The organism is Micromonospora rifamycinica (assembly GCF_900090265.1).
Lineage (GTDB): Bacteria > Actinomycetota > Actinomycetes > Mycobacteriales > Micromonosporaceae > Micromonospora > Micromonospora rifamycinica.
In genome coordinates, this window is the sequence record NZ_LT607752.1 from 6,085,050 (window position 1) to 6,101,032 (window position 15,983).

The 15,983-nt window shown below is 74.8% G+C and carries 12 protein-coding genes and 1 tRNA gene; 9 read left to right on the forward strand and 4 right to left on the reverse strand.

Going from position 1 to position 15,983, the window contains the following annotated elements:
- Positions 1-3 precede the first annotated feature (3 nt).
- Positions 4-1,671, reverse strand: a complete 1,668-nt coding sequence (locus GA0070623_RS25790) for an alkaline phosphatase D family protein (protein WP_067314631.1) — start codon at positions 1,669-1,671, stop codon at positions 4-6.
- Between the two features lie 199 nt (positions 1,672-1,870).
- On the opposite strand from GA0070623_RS25790, the gene GA0070623_RS25795 reads away from it, so the two are divergent.
- The 5 genes from GA0070623_RS25795 to GA0070623_RS25815 all read left to right on the forward strand — a co-directional run bounded on the left by GA0070623_RS25795 (position 1,871) and on the right by GA0070623_RS25815 (position 6,851).
- On the forward strand, positions 1,871-4,663 hold the full coding sequence (locus GA0070623_RS25795) for a thiamine pyrophosphate-dependent enzyme (RefSeq protein ID WP_089004185.1): 2,793 nt from the start codon (positions 1,871-1,873) through the stop codon (positions 4,661-4,663).
- A gap of 113 nt (positions 4,664-4,776) precedes the next feature.
- A complete protein-coding gene (locus tag GA0070623_RS25800) occupies positions 4,777-5,214 on the forward strand; it encodes a DUF3052 domain-containing protein (RefSeq protein ID WP_067315614.1) in 438 nt (145 codons plus the stop codon).
- Positions 5,215-5,306: 92 nt separating this feature from the next.
- Entirely contained in the window at positions 5,307-5,774 is a 468-nt protein-coding gene (locus GA0070623_RS25805; protein ID WP_067315611.1) for a peroxiredoxin, read from the forward strand.
- An 83-nt stretch (positions 5,775-5,857) separates the two neighbouring features.
- Positions 5,858-5,932, forward strand: a tRNA-Val gene (locus GA0070623_RS25810).
- Positions 5,933-6,062: 130 nt separating this feature from the next.
- Positions 6,063-6,851, forward strand: a complete 789-nt coding sequence (locus GA0070623_RS25815; protein WP_067315608.1) for an alpha/beta fold hydrolase — start codon at positions 6,063-6,065, stop codon at positions 6,849-6,851.
- A 475-nt stretch (positions 6,852-7,326) separates the two neighbouring features.
- On the opposite strand, the gene GA0070623_RS25820 is transcribed toward GA0070623_RS25815, so the two are convergent.
- Complete coding sequence (locus GA0070623_RS25820) at positions 7,327-8,265, reverse strand: aminoglycoside phosphotransferase family protein (RefSeq protein ID WP_067315915.1); 939 nt, start codon at positions 8,263-8,265, stop codon at positions 7,327-7,329.
- 369 nt (positions 8,266-8,634) lie between these two features.
- Between GA0070623_RS25820 and GA0070623_RS25825 the strand changes: the two genes are divergently transcribed.
- Positions 8,635-9,783, forward strand: a complete 1,149-nt coding sequence (locus GA0070623_RS25825; RefSeq protein ID WP_067313661.1) for a polysaccharide pyruvyl transferase family protein — start codon at positions 8,635-8,637, stop codon at positions 9,781-9,783.
- Positions 9,784-9,919: 136 nt separating this feature from the next.
- On the opposite strand, the gene GA0070623_RS25830 is transcribed toward GA0070623_RS25825, so the two are convergent.
- The gene (locus tag GA0070623_RS25830) at positions 9,920-10,117 is read right to left on the reverse strand and encodes a hypothetical protein (RefSeq protein WP_067313659.1); all 198 of its coding nucleotides are present in this window, start codon (positions 10,115-10,117) and stop codon (positions 9,920-9,922) included.
- Positions 10,118-10,199: 82 nt separating this feature from the next.
- Between GA0070623_RS25830 and GA0070623_RS25835 the strand changes: the two genes are divergently transcribed.
- The 3 genes from GA0070623_RS25835 to GA0070623_RS25845 all read left to right on the forward strand — a co-directional run bounded on the left by GA0070623_RS25835 (position 10,200) and on the right by GA0070623_RS25845 (position 15,229).
- Positions 10,200-10,721 (forward strand): DinB family protein, encoded by a 522-nt coding sequence (locus GA0070623_RS25835; RefSeq protein WP_067313656.1) that lies wholly within the window; start codon positions 10,200-10,202, stop codon positions 10,719-10,721.
- A 234-nt stretch (positions 10,722-10,955) separates the two neighbouring features.
- Positions 10,956-14,246 (forward strand): DEAD/DEAH box helicase, encoded by a 3,291-nt coding sequence (locus tag GA0070623_RS25840; RefSeq protein WP_067313654.1) that lies wholly within the window; start codon positions 10,956-10,958, stop codon positions 14,244-14,246.
- Positions 14,243-15,229 carry an SWIM zinc finger family protein gene (locus tag GA0070623_RS25845; protein WP_067313651.1) on the forward strand — a complete coding sequence of 329 codons (987 nt, stop codon included), beginning with the start codon at positions 14,243-14,245 and terminating at the stop codon, positions 15,227-15,229. The genes GA0070623_RS25840 and GA0070623_RS25845 overlap by 4 nt, the downstream gene beginning before the upstream one ends.
- A 92-nt stretch (positions 15,230-15,321) precedes the next feature.
- On the opposite strand, the gene GA0070623_RS25850 is transcribed toward GA0070623_RS25845, so the two are convergent.
- Positions 15,322-15,585: a DUF3040 domain-containing protein gene (locus GA0070623_RS25850; RefSeq protein ID WP_067313648.1), complete on the reverse strand. Its 264-nt coding sequence runs from the start codon at positions 15,583-15,585 to the stop codon at positions 15,322-15,324.
- Positions 15,586-15,983: the final 398 nt, after the last annotated feature.

Sequence of the window (15,983 nt, forward strand, 5' to 3'; positions counted from 1 at the left end):
CGCTCAGCGCAGCCCGGTCTCCGTCTCGACGGTGTACCGGTCCCGGTCCACCCCCGGCGGCAGCGCGCGGGCGGTGGTCGGCGGCCGGTCGTAGGTCTGGTGCAGGCCGGGCACCCGGTCCTCGACCACGAACGACGCCCGGGGGTACGCCGGGGCGCCCGGCCGGCTCACGTACGGCAGCACCATGAAGTCCGCGCTGAGCTGGGCCGGGGTGATCGTGGTCCGGACGAAACCGCGCAGGTCGTTCTGGAACCGCAGGTGCGGGTTGGTGCGCAGCCAGGGGTGCGAGCCGCTGGCCGAGTCGAACCCGTCCCCGCCCGAGGTGACCGACGAACAGACCAGCTCGGTGCCGACCGTCCGCGCCGCCGGGTCGAGGTAGTCCAGCTTCAGGTCGGCGGCCCAGTGCGCGTGCACGTCGCCGGTGAGCACCACCGGGTTGCGCACCCCGGCCGCCACCCAGCCCCGGGTGATCCGGTCCCGGGAGGCCAGGTAGCCGTCCCAGGCGTCCATGCTGGTCAACCTGGTCGGCCCCGGGTCGCGGTCCCGGGCGGCGAAGAACACCTGCTGGGCGAGGAGGTCCCAGCGGGAGTCGGACCGGAGGAACCCGTCCAGCAACCACGCCTCCTGCGCCGCCCCGGTGAGGGTGCGCCCCGGGTCGGCCGCCGCCGGGCAGTCCCGGTAGCCGTCCCCGCACGCCTGGTCGTCCCGGTACTGCCGGGTGTCGAGCAGGTGGAAGGTGGCCAGCCGACCCCAGCGCAGCCGCCGGTACAGCGCCATGTCCGGACCGCACGGCACCGAGCCCCGCCGCAACGGCATGTTCTCGTGGTACGCCTGGAAGGCGGCGGCCCGTCGGGCCAGGAAGTTCGGATCCGGCTCCTCCGGCACCGCGCCGGCCCAGTTGTTCTCCACCTCGTGGTCGTCGAAGACCACCGCCCAGGGGGCCACCGCGTGCGCCGCCTGGAGATCCGGGTCGGTCTTGTACTGGGCGTGCCGCTGCCGGTAGTTGGCCAGCGTCCGGGTCTCCGGCCCCTCGTGCCCGCGCGGTCGTTCGGGGCCGTACTCCCGGGCGTACTCGTACTGGTAGTCGCCGAGGTGCAGGATCAGCTCCGGCGCGCTCTCGGCCAACCGCCGGTACGCGGTGAAGTACCCCTGCTCGTAGTGGGAACAGGAGACGAAACCCATGGCCAGCGCGGCGGGCAGGGCGGCCGGATCGGGCGCGGTACGGGTCCGCGCGGTCGGCGAGAGGTGACCCTCGGCCCGGAACCGGTAGAAGTACTCCCGTCCCGGCAGCAACCCGGTCAGCTCGACGTGCACGCTGTGCGCCGACTCGGGTCGGGCGGTCTGGGTACCCCGCTGGACGACGTGCCGGAACAGCTCGTCGACGGCCACCTCCCACTGCACCTCGACCGTCCGGGCGGGCATGCCGCCCAACCCGTCCTCGGCCAGCGGCACCGGAGCCAGCCGGGTCCACAGCACCATCCCCTGGTGGTCGGGGTCGCCGGAGGCCACTCCCAGGGTGAACGGCCAGACCAGCGGCCGGTGGCTGGCGGTGCCCACCGGGCGGGCCGGGCGTCCACCGGCGGCGTCGGCGGGTGTCGGCAGGCCGGCGGTCGCACCGGCCGCGCCGACGGCCGCACCGGAGAGCAGGACGGTACGTCGGGACAGTGCCACGGGAACCTCCCAGGGTCCGCTTCGTTCCTGACCCCGGCAGCGTCGCGACCCACGGTGACCGTCAGGTGGCCGTCGGAGGCCGTCGTCGTCTCCGGCAGCCGAACAGCGGCCGGCGGCGGTGGTGGTCGCGCGGACCGAGTCACCCCGCCCGGTCGTGTCTGAGTGGGCGACCGTGGCCTCCGTCGGTAATGCTGATCGCGTGACCACCCCGCAAGATCTCGACGACCGGTTCCGGGAGACCCTGGGCGCACTGCCCGAGCCCGAGCGGCGGTGTGACCCGGCGCAACCGGTACGGCCCGGCGCGGCGCTGACCGGGCGACAGCTGCTCGCCCTCTTCGACGCCCAGGTGACCAGCCGGCAGCTCGACCTGGCCGGCCGCTGGCTGCGGAGCTTCGACGAGGGCTTCTACACCATCGGCTCGGCCGGGCACGAGGCCAACGCGGCGGTCGCCGCCGCCCTGCGGCCCACCGACCCCGCCCTGCTGCACTACCGCTCCGGCGCGTTCTACTGCCTGCGCGCCGCCCAGGCCTCCGGGAGCTTCCCCGGCGGCGGCACCCCGGCCGAGGGCGTCCCGGACCGGGACGCCGACGCGGACCCGGCGACGACCGCGCCGCATCCCGACGGCGTGCCGGTGGCCGGGCACTTCTCCGACGGCGTGGCCGTGTCGCCGCCCCCGGCCGGTCCGGTCACCTACCGGGTGGGTGCCGACGGCACCGCCGAACCGGTACCCCGCCACCGGCCCACCCCCACCGCTCCCGGCCCGGTACCCGCCGTGACCGACCCCGCCCAGACCTCCGCCTCCACCGACCCCACGTCCGCCTCCGCCGACCCCGCCGACCCCGCCTCCACCGATCCCGACCTCACCGATCCCGCCTCGACCGGCCCCGGGCACACCGGCCCCGGGGACGTCACCCCGGCCGGTGCCGCCGACCGGGGGGCGGCGGCCGGCACGCCGTCGGCGCCGGCTGACCGGCCGGTCCCGGCGCCGGCGACCGGCCCGGCCGAGCGGCCGCCGGGGGACCGGGACGAGTGGGAGCAGGCGTACGCCGAAGCGGCCCGGGACGTGCTGAGCGGGATGGTCGCCTCGGCCCGGGATCCGATCGCCGGCGGCCGGCACAAGGTCTTCGGCCGGGCCGACCTGGCCGTGGTGCCGACCACCTCCACCATCGCCTCGCACCTGCCCCGGGCGGTCGGGCTGGGGCTGGCCGTGGAACGGCTGCGCCGGATCGACACCGCCGGCCGGCGCGACGATCCGGCCGGTCCGCCACGCTCGCCGTGGCCCCGCGACGCCATCGTGGTCTGCTCGTTCGGCGACGCCTCGGTCAACCACGCCAGCGCCACCGCCGCGTTCAACACCGCCGGCTGGTACGACCACACCGGCCTGCGGATCCCGGTGCTCTTCGTCTGCGAGGACAACGGCCTCGGCATCAGCGTCCGGTCGCCCGACGGCTGGGTGGAACGCACCCTGCGGGCCCGACCGGGGGTGCGCTACTTCACCGTCGACGGCACCGACCCGGTGGCCGCGTACACGGTGGCCGCCGAGGCCGCCGGCTGGGTGCGGCGGCACCGTCGTCCGGCGGTGCTGCACCTGCGCACGGTGCGGCTGCTCGGGCACGCCGGTGCGGACGCCGAGCGGGCGTACCGCAGCACCGCCGAGATCGCCGCCGACGAGGCGCGCGACCCGGTGCTGGCCACCGCCCGGCTGCTCGTCGAGGCGGGGGTGGCCACCGGGGAGGAGTTGCTGGCCCGCTACGACGAGCAGGGCTGGCAGGTACGCCGTACCGCCGAGGAGGTGCTCGACGAGCCGAAGCTGGCCACCCCGGCCGAGGTGGTGGCCCCGCTGTCGCCCCGCCGGCCGCTGCGGGTCGCCACCGCGGTGGCACGGGCGGCGGAGCGGGCCGCCGGGCCGGACGCGGCCAGCCGGGCGGAGGCGTTCGGGGGCAAACCGCCGGAGCTGGCCGGGCCGCTGACCCTGGCGCAGAGCATCAACGCCGCCCTCGCCGACGGGATGCTCAGCCACCCCCAGCTGGCCGTCTTCGGGGAGGACGTCGCCGCCAAGGGCGGGGTGTACGGGGTGACCAAGGGGCTGCGGGAGAGGTTCGGCGCGGCCCGGGTCTTCGACACCCTGCTCGACGAGACGTCGGTGCTGGGGCTGGGGCTGGGTGCCGGGCTGGCCGGGATGCTGCCGGTGCCCGAGATCCAGTACCTGGCGTACCTGCACAACGCGGAGGACCAGCTGCGGGGCGAGGCGGCCACCATGCAGTTCTTCTCGCAGGGGGCGTTCCGCAACCCGATGGTGGTGCGGGTGCCGGGGCTGGCGTACCAGGAGGGGTTCGGCGGACACTTCCACAACGACAACTCGGTGGCCGTACTGCGGGACGTGCCGGGTCTGGTGGTCGCGGTGCCGGCGCGGCCCGACGACGCCGCGCCGCTGCTGCGGACCTGCCTGGCCGCCGCCGTGGTGGACGGCACGGTCTCGGTGTTCCTGGAGCCGATCGCGCTCTACCACACCCGGGACCTGTACGAGCCGGGTGACGGTGAGTGGATGGGGCCGTACACCGAGCCGGGTGCCTGGGCGGCCGGTCACGTGCCGATCGGCCGGGCCAGGGTGTACGGCGTCGGATCGGCCGAGGACATCACCATCGTCACCTTCGGTAACGGGGTACGGATGTCGTTGCGGGCGGCCTCGACGCTGGCCGACGAGGGGATCGGCAGCCGGGTGGTGGACCTGCGGTGGTTGGCCCCGCTGCCGGTGGCGGACCTGATCCGGGAGGCGTCCGCCACGGGCCGGGTGCTGGTGGTCGACGAGACACGGCGCTCCGGCGGAGTCGGGGAGGGGATCCTCGCCACGCTGGTGGACGCCGGATACGTGGGGGCGGCGCGGCGGGTGGCGGCAGTCGACTCGTTTGTACCATTAGGTCCGGCTGCCCGTCAGGTGCTGGTCTCCGAGGATGCCATTACCCAGGGTGCCCGTACGCTGCTGGCACGGTAAATTCCGTTCCACCCGGTGCGCCACTTGCGCGACGGACCACAACTGTGTGGACTCTGCCTGACGGCGTCGCCGCGACGCCACCGAGCAGGGACGAGATGAGGAGGCACGCGACAGTGAGCGCGACCGCTGGTCAGGCCGCCGACGGGGTACGTCTCCTGGCGGACCGGTTCGGGATCGAACCGGGGATGGTCGTCATGGAGATGGGGTACGACGAGGACGTCGACCAGGATCTCCGGGACGCCCTGACCGACCGCTGTGGAGAACTGGTCGACGAGGACACCGACGAGGTGGTCGACGCGGTGCTCGTCTGGTACCGCGACGGCGACGGTGACCTCTTCGAGCTCCTCGTCGACGCCCTCGGCCCGCTGGCCGACGCCGGAGTCGTGTGGCTGTTGACGCCGAAGGCGGGACGGGACGGCCACGTCGAGCCGAGTGAGGTCGCCGAGTCGGCGCAGACCGCGGGCCTCCAGCAGACCTCGACCCTCAACGCCGGCAAGGACTGGAGCGGCGCCCGGCTCGTGCTGCGCCGCGGGTCCAAGGGCCGCAAGTAGGTCGTACCCGGCTGAGCGGTCCCACACCCCGGGTGTCGCCCGCGGGTGTGGCAGGCTGAAACCACCCCCCAGACTCGACCCGAGGAGTTCGCATGCCGATCGAGGTTGGTGCCGAGGCACCCGACTTCCTGCTGAAGGACCAGAACAACCAGGAGGTACGGCTCTCGGACTACCGGGGCAACCGCACCGTGCTGCTGGTCTTCTACCCGCTCGCGTTCACCGGCATCTGCCAGGGTGAGCTGTGCGAGGTGCGGGACAACCTCAACGACTACGTCAACGACGACGTGCAGGTGCTCACCGTCAGCGTCGACTCGGTGTACGCCCACAAGATCTGGGCCGAGAAGGAGAGCTACCAGTTCCCGCTGCTGTCCGACTTCTGGCCGCACGGGGCGGTCGCCCAGGCGTACGGCGTCTTCAACGACCTCGCCGGCATCGCCAACCGGGGCACCTTCGTCATCGACAAGGACGGCATCGTCCGGTTCGCCGAGATGAACATGCCGGGTGAGGCGCGCGACCAGCAGGGCTGGCGCAAGGCCCTCGCCGACACGGTCGCCGCCTGACCGGTCACCGGGCACACCGTTGCGACGGGTCGGGGGCCGGCAGGTAGGCTTGCCAGCCTCCGGCCCGCTCGCACGGGCGTTCCGGGCGCGTAGCTCAGCGGGAGAGCACTCGCCTTACAAGCGAGGGGTCGCAGGTTCGAAACCTGCCGCGCCCACCACACCATCGGCACCGGATCCGAAGGCCGCCGCCGGCCGGCTTGAGCAGCACCGTCGTTGCCGTCAGAGGCCGGGGGGACGCCGTCGGGGCCTCCGCTCCCGGCCCGCCGCAGCAGGTCGGGGGAGACGCCGGTGAGCTACGCGGACGTCAACGGACTACGCCTGTGGTACGAGGAGCACGGCGAGGGACGGCCGTTGGTGCTGCTGCACGGCGGCTACGGCTCGGTGGAGACGTTCGCTTCGATCCTGCCGGCCCTGGCACGGCGTCGCCGGGTGATCGCGGTGGACCTCCAGGGTCACGGCCGGACCGCCGACGTGGACCGACCCCTGCGGTACGAGTCGATGGCCGACGACGTCGCCGCGCTGCTGCGGCACCTCGACCTGCCCGGGGCGGAGGTGCTCGGTTACTCCCTCGGCGGCGGGGTGGCGCTGCGTGCCGCGATCCAGCACCCGGAGCTGGTGCACCGGCTGGTGCTGGTCTCCACCCCGTGCAAGCGGCAGGGCTGGTATCCCGAGGTGCTGGCCGCGCTGGCCGGCCAGGACGAGCGGACCGGCGAGCAGATGCGCGGCACGCCCCCGCACCAGCTCTACGAGCGGATCGCCCCCCGGCCGCAGGACTGGCCGACGCTGTGGGCCAGGACCGGTGACCTGCTGCGCCGCGAGTACGACTGGTCGCCGGAGGTGGCCGCCCTCGCCGTACCGACCCTGTTGGTCTTCGCCGACGCCGACTCGATCCCGGTCGCCCACATGGCCGAGTTCTACGGGCTGCTCGGCGGCGGCCACCGCGCCCCGGGCGGGGACGGCACCACCCGCCCCCTCTCCCGCCTGGCCATCCTCCCCGGCCTCACCCACCAGGAGATCCCCACCACCCCCCTCCTCCCCCACCTGGTCCTCCCCTTCCTGACCCACCAACTCCACTGACCCCCCGCCCGCCGACTCCTCCCCTCCCTCCGCCCCCGCCCCGCCCCTTACTCGGCCCCGCCCCTTGCTCGGCCCCGCCCCTTGCTCGGCCCCGCCCCTTGCTCGGCCCCGCCCCTTGCTCGGCCCCGCCCCTTGCTCGGCCCCGCCCCTTGCTCGGCCCCGCCCCTTGCTCGGCCCCGCCCCTTGCTCGGCCCCGCCCCTTGCTCGGCCCCGTCCCGGCTCAGCCCCGTCCCGGCTCAGCCCCGTCCCGGCTCAGCCCCGGTCCGGCTCAGCCCCGGTCCGGTGATCAAGAGGTTTAGGTCAGGCTGGGCGCTGAGGCTGACCCAAACCTCTTGATCACCCGTTCAGGCGGGCCGGGTGGGTTGGTGATCAAGAGGTTTGGGTCAGGGTGGGACGGGCAGGGTGACGTAAACCTCTTGATCACCGGGCCTAGCCGGGGGAGGGCGGGGCGGAGAGGTGGGGCGCCGAGGGGGTTTTACTGCGGGAGGCGGTGGGTTAGCCAGGGGAGGAGGGCGTCGGCCTGGGCCTGTTGGAAGTGGCGGACGGTGGGGATGCCCGGCGGTGGCGGCCGGCGGGCACTGTCGGTGAAGAAACCGGCCAGGCCCGCATAGAAGCCGGTCAGCACGGCAGGGTCGACGTCGGCGGTGAGCGGCAGCCCACGTACCAGGGCCTCGGTGTCGTGCCCGCCGTGCAGCTGCACGTTGACCAGCAGCAGTGCGGTGTCCAACCAGGCGGGGCCCCGGCAGGCCCACGGCCAGTCCACCACGGTGACCGAACCGTCCGGGCCGATCAGCAGGTTGTCAGCCCGGACGTCGAGGTGACACAGGGTGTCGCCGGTCAGTGCGGCCAACCCCCGGTCGGCTGCCGCGCACAGCTCGGTCAGGTGCGCGGCGGCCCACGGGTCGAGCCGGGGCGGCGGGTCGGCGACGATCCGCCGCCAGCCGGCGAAGTCGTGGGCCAGCCGCTCGGCGGCGGTCGGTACGTCCGGCACCGGGTTCGGGGTGAGCGCGCCGGCCAGGGCGGCCAGCGCGCGGAGCACCGAGTCGAGTTCGGCGGCCCGCCAGGGCGTGTACGGGTGCCGGCCCTCGACGTCGGTGAGCACCAACGCCACCCACTCGCCGTCGTCGTGCCAGCCGAGCAGCCGGGGCGTCGGCGCCGATCCGGGCAGGGCGGCGGTGTGCCTGGCCTCGGCCCGGTGCATCCGGGGCGTCTGCGGGTTCTGCGCCGGGCTGACCGCCTTGACGAACGCGCGCCGCCCACCGGCCGTTCTCACCCGGTCGGCGGTGCCGGGGGAGTACCCACCCGGTTGGGAACGCGCCTCGACCACCCGGTCGCCGATGATCTGCTCCACCGCCAGCCGGACCGACCGGGGCAACTCGGCCCACCCGATCCTGCCCCCGCCCGTGCCATCCATCCCCCCACCCTGATCGCCCCCCGCAAACCAGACAATCGGATTACCTCCCCCACCCCACCCCCACCCCACCCCCACCCCCACCCCCACCCCCACCCCCGCCCCTCGCCCCGCCCCTCGCCCCCGCCTCCTGCCCCTGCTCCCGCCGCCACCCCCGCGCATCGCGCGCACAAGCCGTTGATCAAGAGGTTTACGCCAGAGAAGTTGAGCAGGTTGACGTAAACCTCTTGATCAACGGGCTGAAGCGCCGGGGGGCGGGCCGGGCTGGGGAGGGTGGGGGCGGGCCGGGCGGGCGGGGTGGGGGAGGAAGGGTGGGCATGGGTTGGGGTTGGGGGGGAATGCGGGCGGGACGGTCCTGGGGAGGAGTGACGGATGAGAGGTCCCACCGGCTTGACCATCGGTGTGCTCGGCTCGTACGGCGGTCGGAACCTGGGTGACGAGGCGATCCTCACCGGGCTCCTCGCCGATCTCCGCGAGCAGGAGCCGAACGCCCGGATCATCGTGTTCTCCCGCAATCCGGCGCACACCGCGCTGGCCCATCCGGACGTGGAGGCGGTGCCCTGGGAGGGCGTCAGCCGGGTCGACTCGGCCGAGGTGCTCGGCCAGCTCGACCTGCTCATCCTCGGCGGCGGCGGCATCCTGTACGACAGGGAGGCCCGCCGTTACCTACGGGTCGTCCGGGTCGCCCAGGAACGGGGGCTGCCCCTGCTGACGTACGCGGTGGGTGTCGGGCCGCTCAACGACGGGGTGGACACCGGCATGGTCCGGGAGACCCTGGCCGGGGCGACCGAGGTGACCGTCCGGGACCAGGAGTCCCGGATGGTGCTGGAGGAGGCCGGGCTGCTCAACCCGATCACCGTCACCGCCGACCCGGCGTTCCTGCTGGAACCGGAGGACTTCCCGGCCCGGCTGCTGCGCGAGGAGGGGGTGCCCGCCGGTCGACGCCTGGTCGGGCTGAGCGTTCGTGAGCCGGGGCGGGCGGCCGAGCGGCTCGACGTCGACGGGTACCACCGGTTGCTGGCCCAGATCGGCGACTTCCTGGTGCAGCGGATCGACGCGCACGTGCTGTTCGTCCCGATGGAGCGGGACGACATCCGGCACTCGCACGGGGTGCTGTCACACATGGTGGCCGCCGACCGGGGGCGGATCCTGCACGGTGACTACTCGCCCCGGCAGGTGCTCGGCCTGATGCGACACTTCGACCTTGCCGTCGGGATGCGGCTGCACTTCCTGATCTTCGCGGCGATGGTCGGCACCCCGTTCCTGCCGCTGCCGTACGCGGGAAAGGTCTTCGACCTGGCCCAGCGGCTCGGCGTGCCGGCACTGCGCGGGGTGGAACGCGAGGTGGAGGGTCCGCTGCTGGCGGAGGTGGACCGGCTCTGGGACGAGCGGGACTTCCGCCGCGAGGCCACCGCCCAACGGGTCGCCGAGGTCTGCGAACAGGCCCGGGGCACCTCGCAGGTCACCCGGGCCGTGCTGGACGGCCTGCGGTCCCGTTCGCTGGCCCGGACGGCCGTCTGACGGCGCGGAAACGCCGGCCGGTCTGGGCGGCGCGGAAACGCCGGCCGGTGTGGGCGGCGCGGAAGGGACCGGTGTGCGCTGGCCCGGACGGGCTCTCTGACGGCGCGGACGCGCCCGGTGGCGCAAGCGCAGCGGGTCAGACCGCCGGGCCGCGCCACCGGTAGCGCCACTGGTCGCCCGCCGACTCCAGTTCGTAGATCTGGGCGTCGACCAGCCCCTGCGGGCCGAGGTGGTGGTGGGTCAGCGGGGGGCGCTGGTTGCTGTCCAGCTCGACGTCGACCGTCTCACCGTCAGCCGGGCCGTCCGCCAGGGGAATCCGTACCGTCGAAGCCATGCGCCCATCCTGCCAAGCCGACCGCCGGGCCGCAGGGTTTGCCGGGACAGCGGGCACCGGCGGGCGCGACTATCGTACGGCGATGACGGAGATCCACATTGACCCGACGCTGGGTCCGGTGCTCGCCCGGACCGGGGACGAACGGGCGGTGCTCGACGCGTTTCTCGACTTCCACCGCGCGGCGGTGCTGCGCAAGGCGCGGGGGCTGACCGACGCCGAGGCGTCCCGCCGGCTGGTGCCGTCGGCGACCACCCTGGCCGGCCTCCTGCGGCACCTCACCCTGGTCGAACGGAACTGGTTCCCCTTCCTGCTCGACCCGACCCCCGGTGACGTCTTCCCGACCACCGAGGAGGACGCGGCGGCCAGCTTCACCGTGCCGCCGGGGGAGACGCTCGACGCGCTCGCCGACGCCTACGAACGGGCCTGCGTCCGCTCCCGCGAGCTGGCCGCCCGGTTCCCGCTGGACCGGGTGGTCGCCCATCCGCAGCTCGGTGAGGTGTCGCTGCGCTGGATCATGGTGCACATGATCGAGGAGACCGCCCGGCACGCCGGGCACGCCGACATCCTCCGTGAGCTGACCGACGGCAGCACCGGCGCGATCTGACCCGACACCCCGCTCCGGTACGGTCCGACCCGCCCATCCCGGGCCGTCGCCCATCCCGGGCCGTCGCCCACCCTCGGTCGTCGGCCGCCCTCGCTGTCGACCACCCTGACCACCCCCGGGCCGTCGGCCACCCCGGTTCGTCGGTCATCCCGGGCCGGTCCGCCATGGCGTGCGGCGCTGACCGGTCGTCGCCGCCTATCCTGGCCCCCGGCGTCGACGACGAGGGAGAAGCGCGTGCTGGTCGTCCACGGATCGTGGCTGGTCGGGGCCGGTCTGGCGATCTGGGCGGAGGATTCCACCCGGCCGACGCAGGTGCCGCGTCGCCCCGGCCGGGCACCCCGCGAGCGCCCCCACCCCTTCGCCGCCGGGCCGGGCGCGCTCGGCGCGCTGCTCGGCGACCGCCCGGCCGGCACCGTGCTGCTCACCCTGCCGACCCGGGCCGGGGCGCCGCTGCACTCCCCGGAGCTGGTCCCGACCGCCGTCGGGGAACCGGCCCGCGGCCCGGTCACCCTCGCCGGTTGGCGGACCCCCGCCCTCCGGTACGCCCCGGACGACGCGCTCGCCCTGCTGGGTGACCTCGACGGGCTCGACGCCGTGGTCGGGGCGGGCCTGCGTCACCTGGCCCGGGTGGCCGAGCTCGCGGTCGACCTGGTGGCCCGGGGCCGGCTGCTGCCCGGCGTGGCCGACCCTCCCCCGGGGGAGGCGACCCCGGCACCGGCGACCCGGGTGGCGACCGGCCGGGCGGCGCGTTCCGCCGGGGAGGCGGTCGGGTGGGCGGTGTGGCGGCCCCTGCTCACCGGCGCGGACGCCGCCTGGGTCCGGTCGCTGGCCCTCGCCCTGCCCCCGGCGGTCCGGGCCGCCAGCGACGACCCGGTGCCCACCACCCGTCCCCGCCCCGGCACGGGCCGGGCGGCCGGGACGCCGTCCGGTCCGGGTGTGGCCGGAATGTCGTCCGTTCCCGATGCGGCCGGGGTGTCGTCCGCTCCCGGTGTGTCGTCCGGTCCGGGCGCGGCGGGGGCGGCTCGGGTCGTACCGGGTACCGGGGCCGGTGAGCTGGTGGCCGACGCGCTGGACCTGCTCACCGATGCCGCCGCCCGGCGGGCGCTGGCCGGCACCGACCTGGTCGGGGGCGGTCGGCGCGACGGCGTGACGGCCGGGTGGCTGGCGGCGCTGACCGGCCCGCACCGTCGGTTCACCGCCGGACCGACCGCCCTGGCCACCCTCCGCACCGAGCTGGACGCCTGGCAGCGCGACGCCGTCGGCGGCCCGGTCCGGGCCAGTTTCCGGCTGGTCGAGCCGGCCGACGACGAGATCGTCGACCCGCTGACCGTGGTGCCGGTCGACCCGTCGGGCGTCGTCGGTCAGGGGGGACGGTGGCGGGTCGAGTTCGGCCTCCAGGCCGCCGACGAGCCGGGCCTGCACGTCGCCGCCGGGGACGTCTGGCGGACGCCGGAGCGGCTGCCGGCGCTCGCCGGCCGGGGGGACGACCCACAGGAGACCCTGCTGGCCGAGCTGGGCCGGGCCGGGCGGCTCTGGCCGGAGCTGGACGAGGCGCTGCGTACCCCCGCCCCGGAGCAGCTCGACCTGGACGTCGAGGGGGCGCACCGGTTCCTGCGCGACGGCGCACCGGTGCTGCACGCCGCCGGCTTCGGGGTGCTGCTGCCGTCCTGGTGGCAGCGGCCGTCGGCGCGGCTCGGCACCCGGTTGCAGGCGCGCAGCCGGACCGCCCCGGGCACCGTCGCCGCCGCCTCCGCGCTCGGGCTGGACGCGTTGGTCGACTACCGCTGGGAGGTGGCGCTCGGCGACGAGACGATCGACGCCGACGAGCTGGCCGAGCTGGCCGCGTTGAAGACCCCGCTGGTGCGGCTGCGCGGCCGGTGGGTGGAGCTGGATCCGAAGCGGTTGGCCGCCGGCCTGCGGCTGCTGCGTTCCGCCGGTGAGCTGACCGTGGCCGACCTGCTCAAGATGGGGCTGGCCGGGTCGGACCGGCCGGACGCCCTGCCGGTGCTGGCGGTGACCGCCGACGGCCCGCTCGGTGACCTGCTGGCCGGGCAGGCCGAACGGCGGCTCGCCCCGCTGGACCCGCCGCCCGCCTTCCGGGGCACCCTGCGGCCGTACCAGCGGCGCGGGTTGGCCTGGCTCGCCTTCCTCCAGTCGCTCGGGCTCGGCGGGGTGCTCGCCGACGACATGGGGTTGGGCAAGACCGTGCAGCTGCTCGCCCTGCTCGCCGGGGACCGGCCGGACTCCGGGCCGACCCTGCTGGTCTGTCCGATGTCGCTGGTCGGCAACTGGCAGCGCGAGGCGGCCCGGTTCACCCCTGACCTGCGCGTCCACGTGCACCACGGCGCGGACCGGGCACGGGGCGCGGAGTTCGAGGCGGCGGTGCACGCCGCCGACCTGGTGCTCACCACCTACGCGGTGGCCGCCCGGGACGCCGTCGCGCTGGCTTCGGTCGGCTGGCACCGGGTGGTGGTCGACGAGGCCCAGGCGATCAAGAACGCGGCCACCCGGCAGGCCGAGGCGATCCGGGCGTTGCCCGCCCGGCACCGGGTCGCGGTCACCGGTACCCCGGTGGAGAACCGGCTGGCCGACCTCTGGTCGATCATGCAGTTCGCCAATCCCGGCCTGCTCGGCCCGGCGAGCAGTTTCCGGCAGTCGTACGCGGTGCCGATCGAGCGGCACGGCGACGCCGAGACCGCCGCCCGGCTGCGCCGGATCACCGGCCCGTTCGTGCTGCGTCGACTCAAGACCGACGCCTCGATCATCTCCGACCTGCCGGAGAAGCTGGAGATGGAGGTGCTCTGCAACCTGACCGCCGAGCAGGCCTCGCTCTACCGGGCGATCGTCGACGAGATGCTGGCGAAGATCGAGTCCAGCACGGGGATGGAACGCCGGGGCCTGGTGCTGGCCACCATGACCCGGCTCAAACAGGTCTGCAACCACCCCGCCCAGCTGCTGCGGGACGGCTCGCCGCTGGCCGGCCGCTCCGGCAAGCTGCAACGGCTGGAGGAGATCGTCGACGAGGTGCTCGCCGCCGACGAGAAGGCCCTGCTGTTCACCCAGTACGCCGAGTTCGGCGCGCTGCTGCGCGGGCACCTGTCCGCCCGCTTCGGCCGGGAGGTGCTCTACCTGCACGGCGGGGTCGGCAAGGCCGACCGGGACGACCTGGTGACCCGGTTCCAGTCCCCGGACGGCCCGGCCCTGTTCGTGCTCTCCCTCAAGGCCGGTGGCACCGGCCTCACCCTGACCGCCGCCAACCACGTCGTGCACGTCGACCGGTGGTGGAATCCGGCGGTCGAGGACCAGGCCACCGACCGGGCGTTCCGGATCGGCCAGCGACGGCGGGTGCAGGTGCGCAAGTTCGTCTGCGCCGGCACGGTGGAGGAACGGGTGGCCGCGATGATCGCCGACAAGCGGAGCCTGGCCGCGTCCGTGGTGGGCAGCGGCGAACAGTGGGTCACCGAGCTGTCCACCGGCCAACTGCGGGAGCTGTTCGCGCTGGACGCCGGGGCGGTGGTCGAATGACCGCCCGACGGGCCGGGCCGTCCGCCGGCCGCCCCGGCCCGGCTGGTCCCGGGGCGGGAGGCGGGTTCGCCGACTTCGGCCCGCCGCACCGGGTCGACGACGGGTTGCGGGCGCGCAGCACCCGGGGAGCCATCGGGGTCTCCTGGTGGTCCCGACGGTTCCTGGAGGTGCTGGAGTCGTTCGCGCTCGGCACCCGGCTCACCCGGGGCCGGGCGTACGCCCGCCGTGGTCAGGTCCGCCGGCTGGTCGTGTCACCCGGACGGGTCGAGGCGAGCGTGCAGGGTTCCCGCCCTGCGCCGTACCCGGTGGTCATCGCCCTGCCGCCCTTTCCCGACCCGCTCTGGGGGCGGGTCGAGCGGGAGCTGGCCGGGCAGGCGTTCTTCAGCGCCCGGCTGCTCGCCGGTGACCTGCCGGCCGAGCTGGAGGAGGTGTTCGCCGCCGCCGGGGCGCCGCTGTTCCCCGCCTCGGTGGGGGAGCTGACCCAGCACTGCGGCTGCCCCGACTTCGCGGTGCCGTGCAAGCACCTCGCGGCGACGTTCTACCTGCTCGCCGAGGCGTTCGACGCCGACCCGTTCGCGTTGCTGCACTGGCGGGGCCGGAGCCGGGACGAACTGCTGGGCCGGCTCCGTACGCTTCGCGCCGGCACCGCCGGGTCGCCCGATGTCGGCGGCAGGGCACCGGGTGGGTCGGCGGCGGCGGACCCCGTACCGTCGATGGTGGACGGTACGGCGACCGGCCCGGGCGGGGCGGATCCTGCTCCGGCGGGCGCGGCCCGGGTGCTCGCCGACCTGCCCGACGTGCCGCTGAGCGCGGCGGTGGACCGGTTCTGGCTGCCACCGGTGCCGTTGCCGGACCGACCGGCGGTCCTGGCCACCGACCCGGAACTGCTGCTGCGCCAACTCGGCGCACCCGCACCGGAGATCGGCGGGCCGGGCCTGCTGGAACGCCTGCGCCGGGCCTACCAGGCCCTCGAACCCGGCTGACCGGCCTCCCGACCAGCGTCGGACCACCGCCCGACCGGACCTCGGCCCGGTGCGGGCGGCGGGTCGGTCCGGGGGCGGCCGGAGCGGCGGGATCAGCGCCAGCGCCAACGGTGCCGGAAGTGCCACATGAGTCCGGTGTGGGCCGTCAGGACCATCAGACACATGGCACCGGCGGTCCGCCCGGCCAGGACGGTCATCGCGGGCAGGGCCGCCCACAGGACGACGGTCAACAGCAACAGCCAGCGTCCGCGCCGGGCTCGAATCCGATGGTCGAGTCGGGCGAAGAACCTCGGATCGCTCTCCCGGAGATGCCGGGTGATCTGGTCGAATCTGCGCTGATCCTCTTTGCTGAGCATGGCGGTGCCTTCCCCTCACGGCTTCAGCGGTTCGGCGGCTTACCCGCTCCGGCAGCGGGTCACGCCCTCCTGCTGCTGCTACTTTCGCCTCCCCGGACCGGCGGCGGAACGGGCTGTCCGCTGCGGCGGGGCGGCTGTCCGTTTCGACGGGACGGGTCGTCCGAAAACGGACCGCGGGGCGCGGGGCACGACCTCAGCGCGGGTTTACCGGCACCTTAAGTTTCGCTGTGCCGGTGAACGTCGTGCTTCCACGGCACGTACCACCGAACGGTCGCGGCGGGGTCGAGGCCGGACACGTCGTCCCTGCTGGGGACGCCGGCCCCCGCCCGGGGCGCAACCACCCGGTCGGCGGCGCTGCTGAGCTGCGCCTTAAGTGCCCCGCCCGGCCGTCGCGCGCG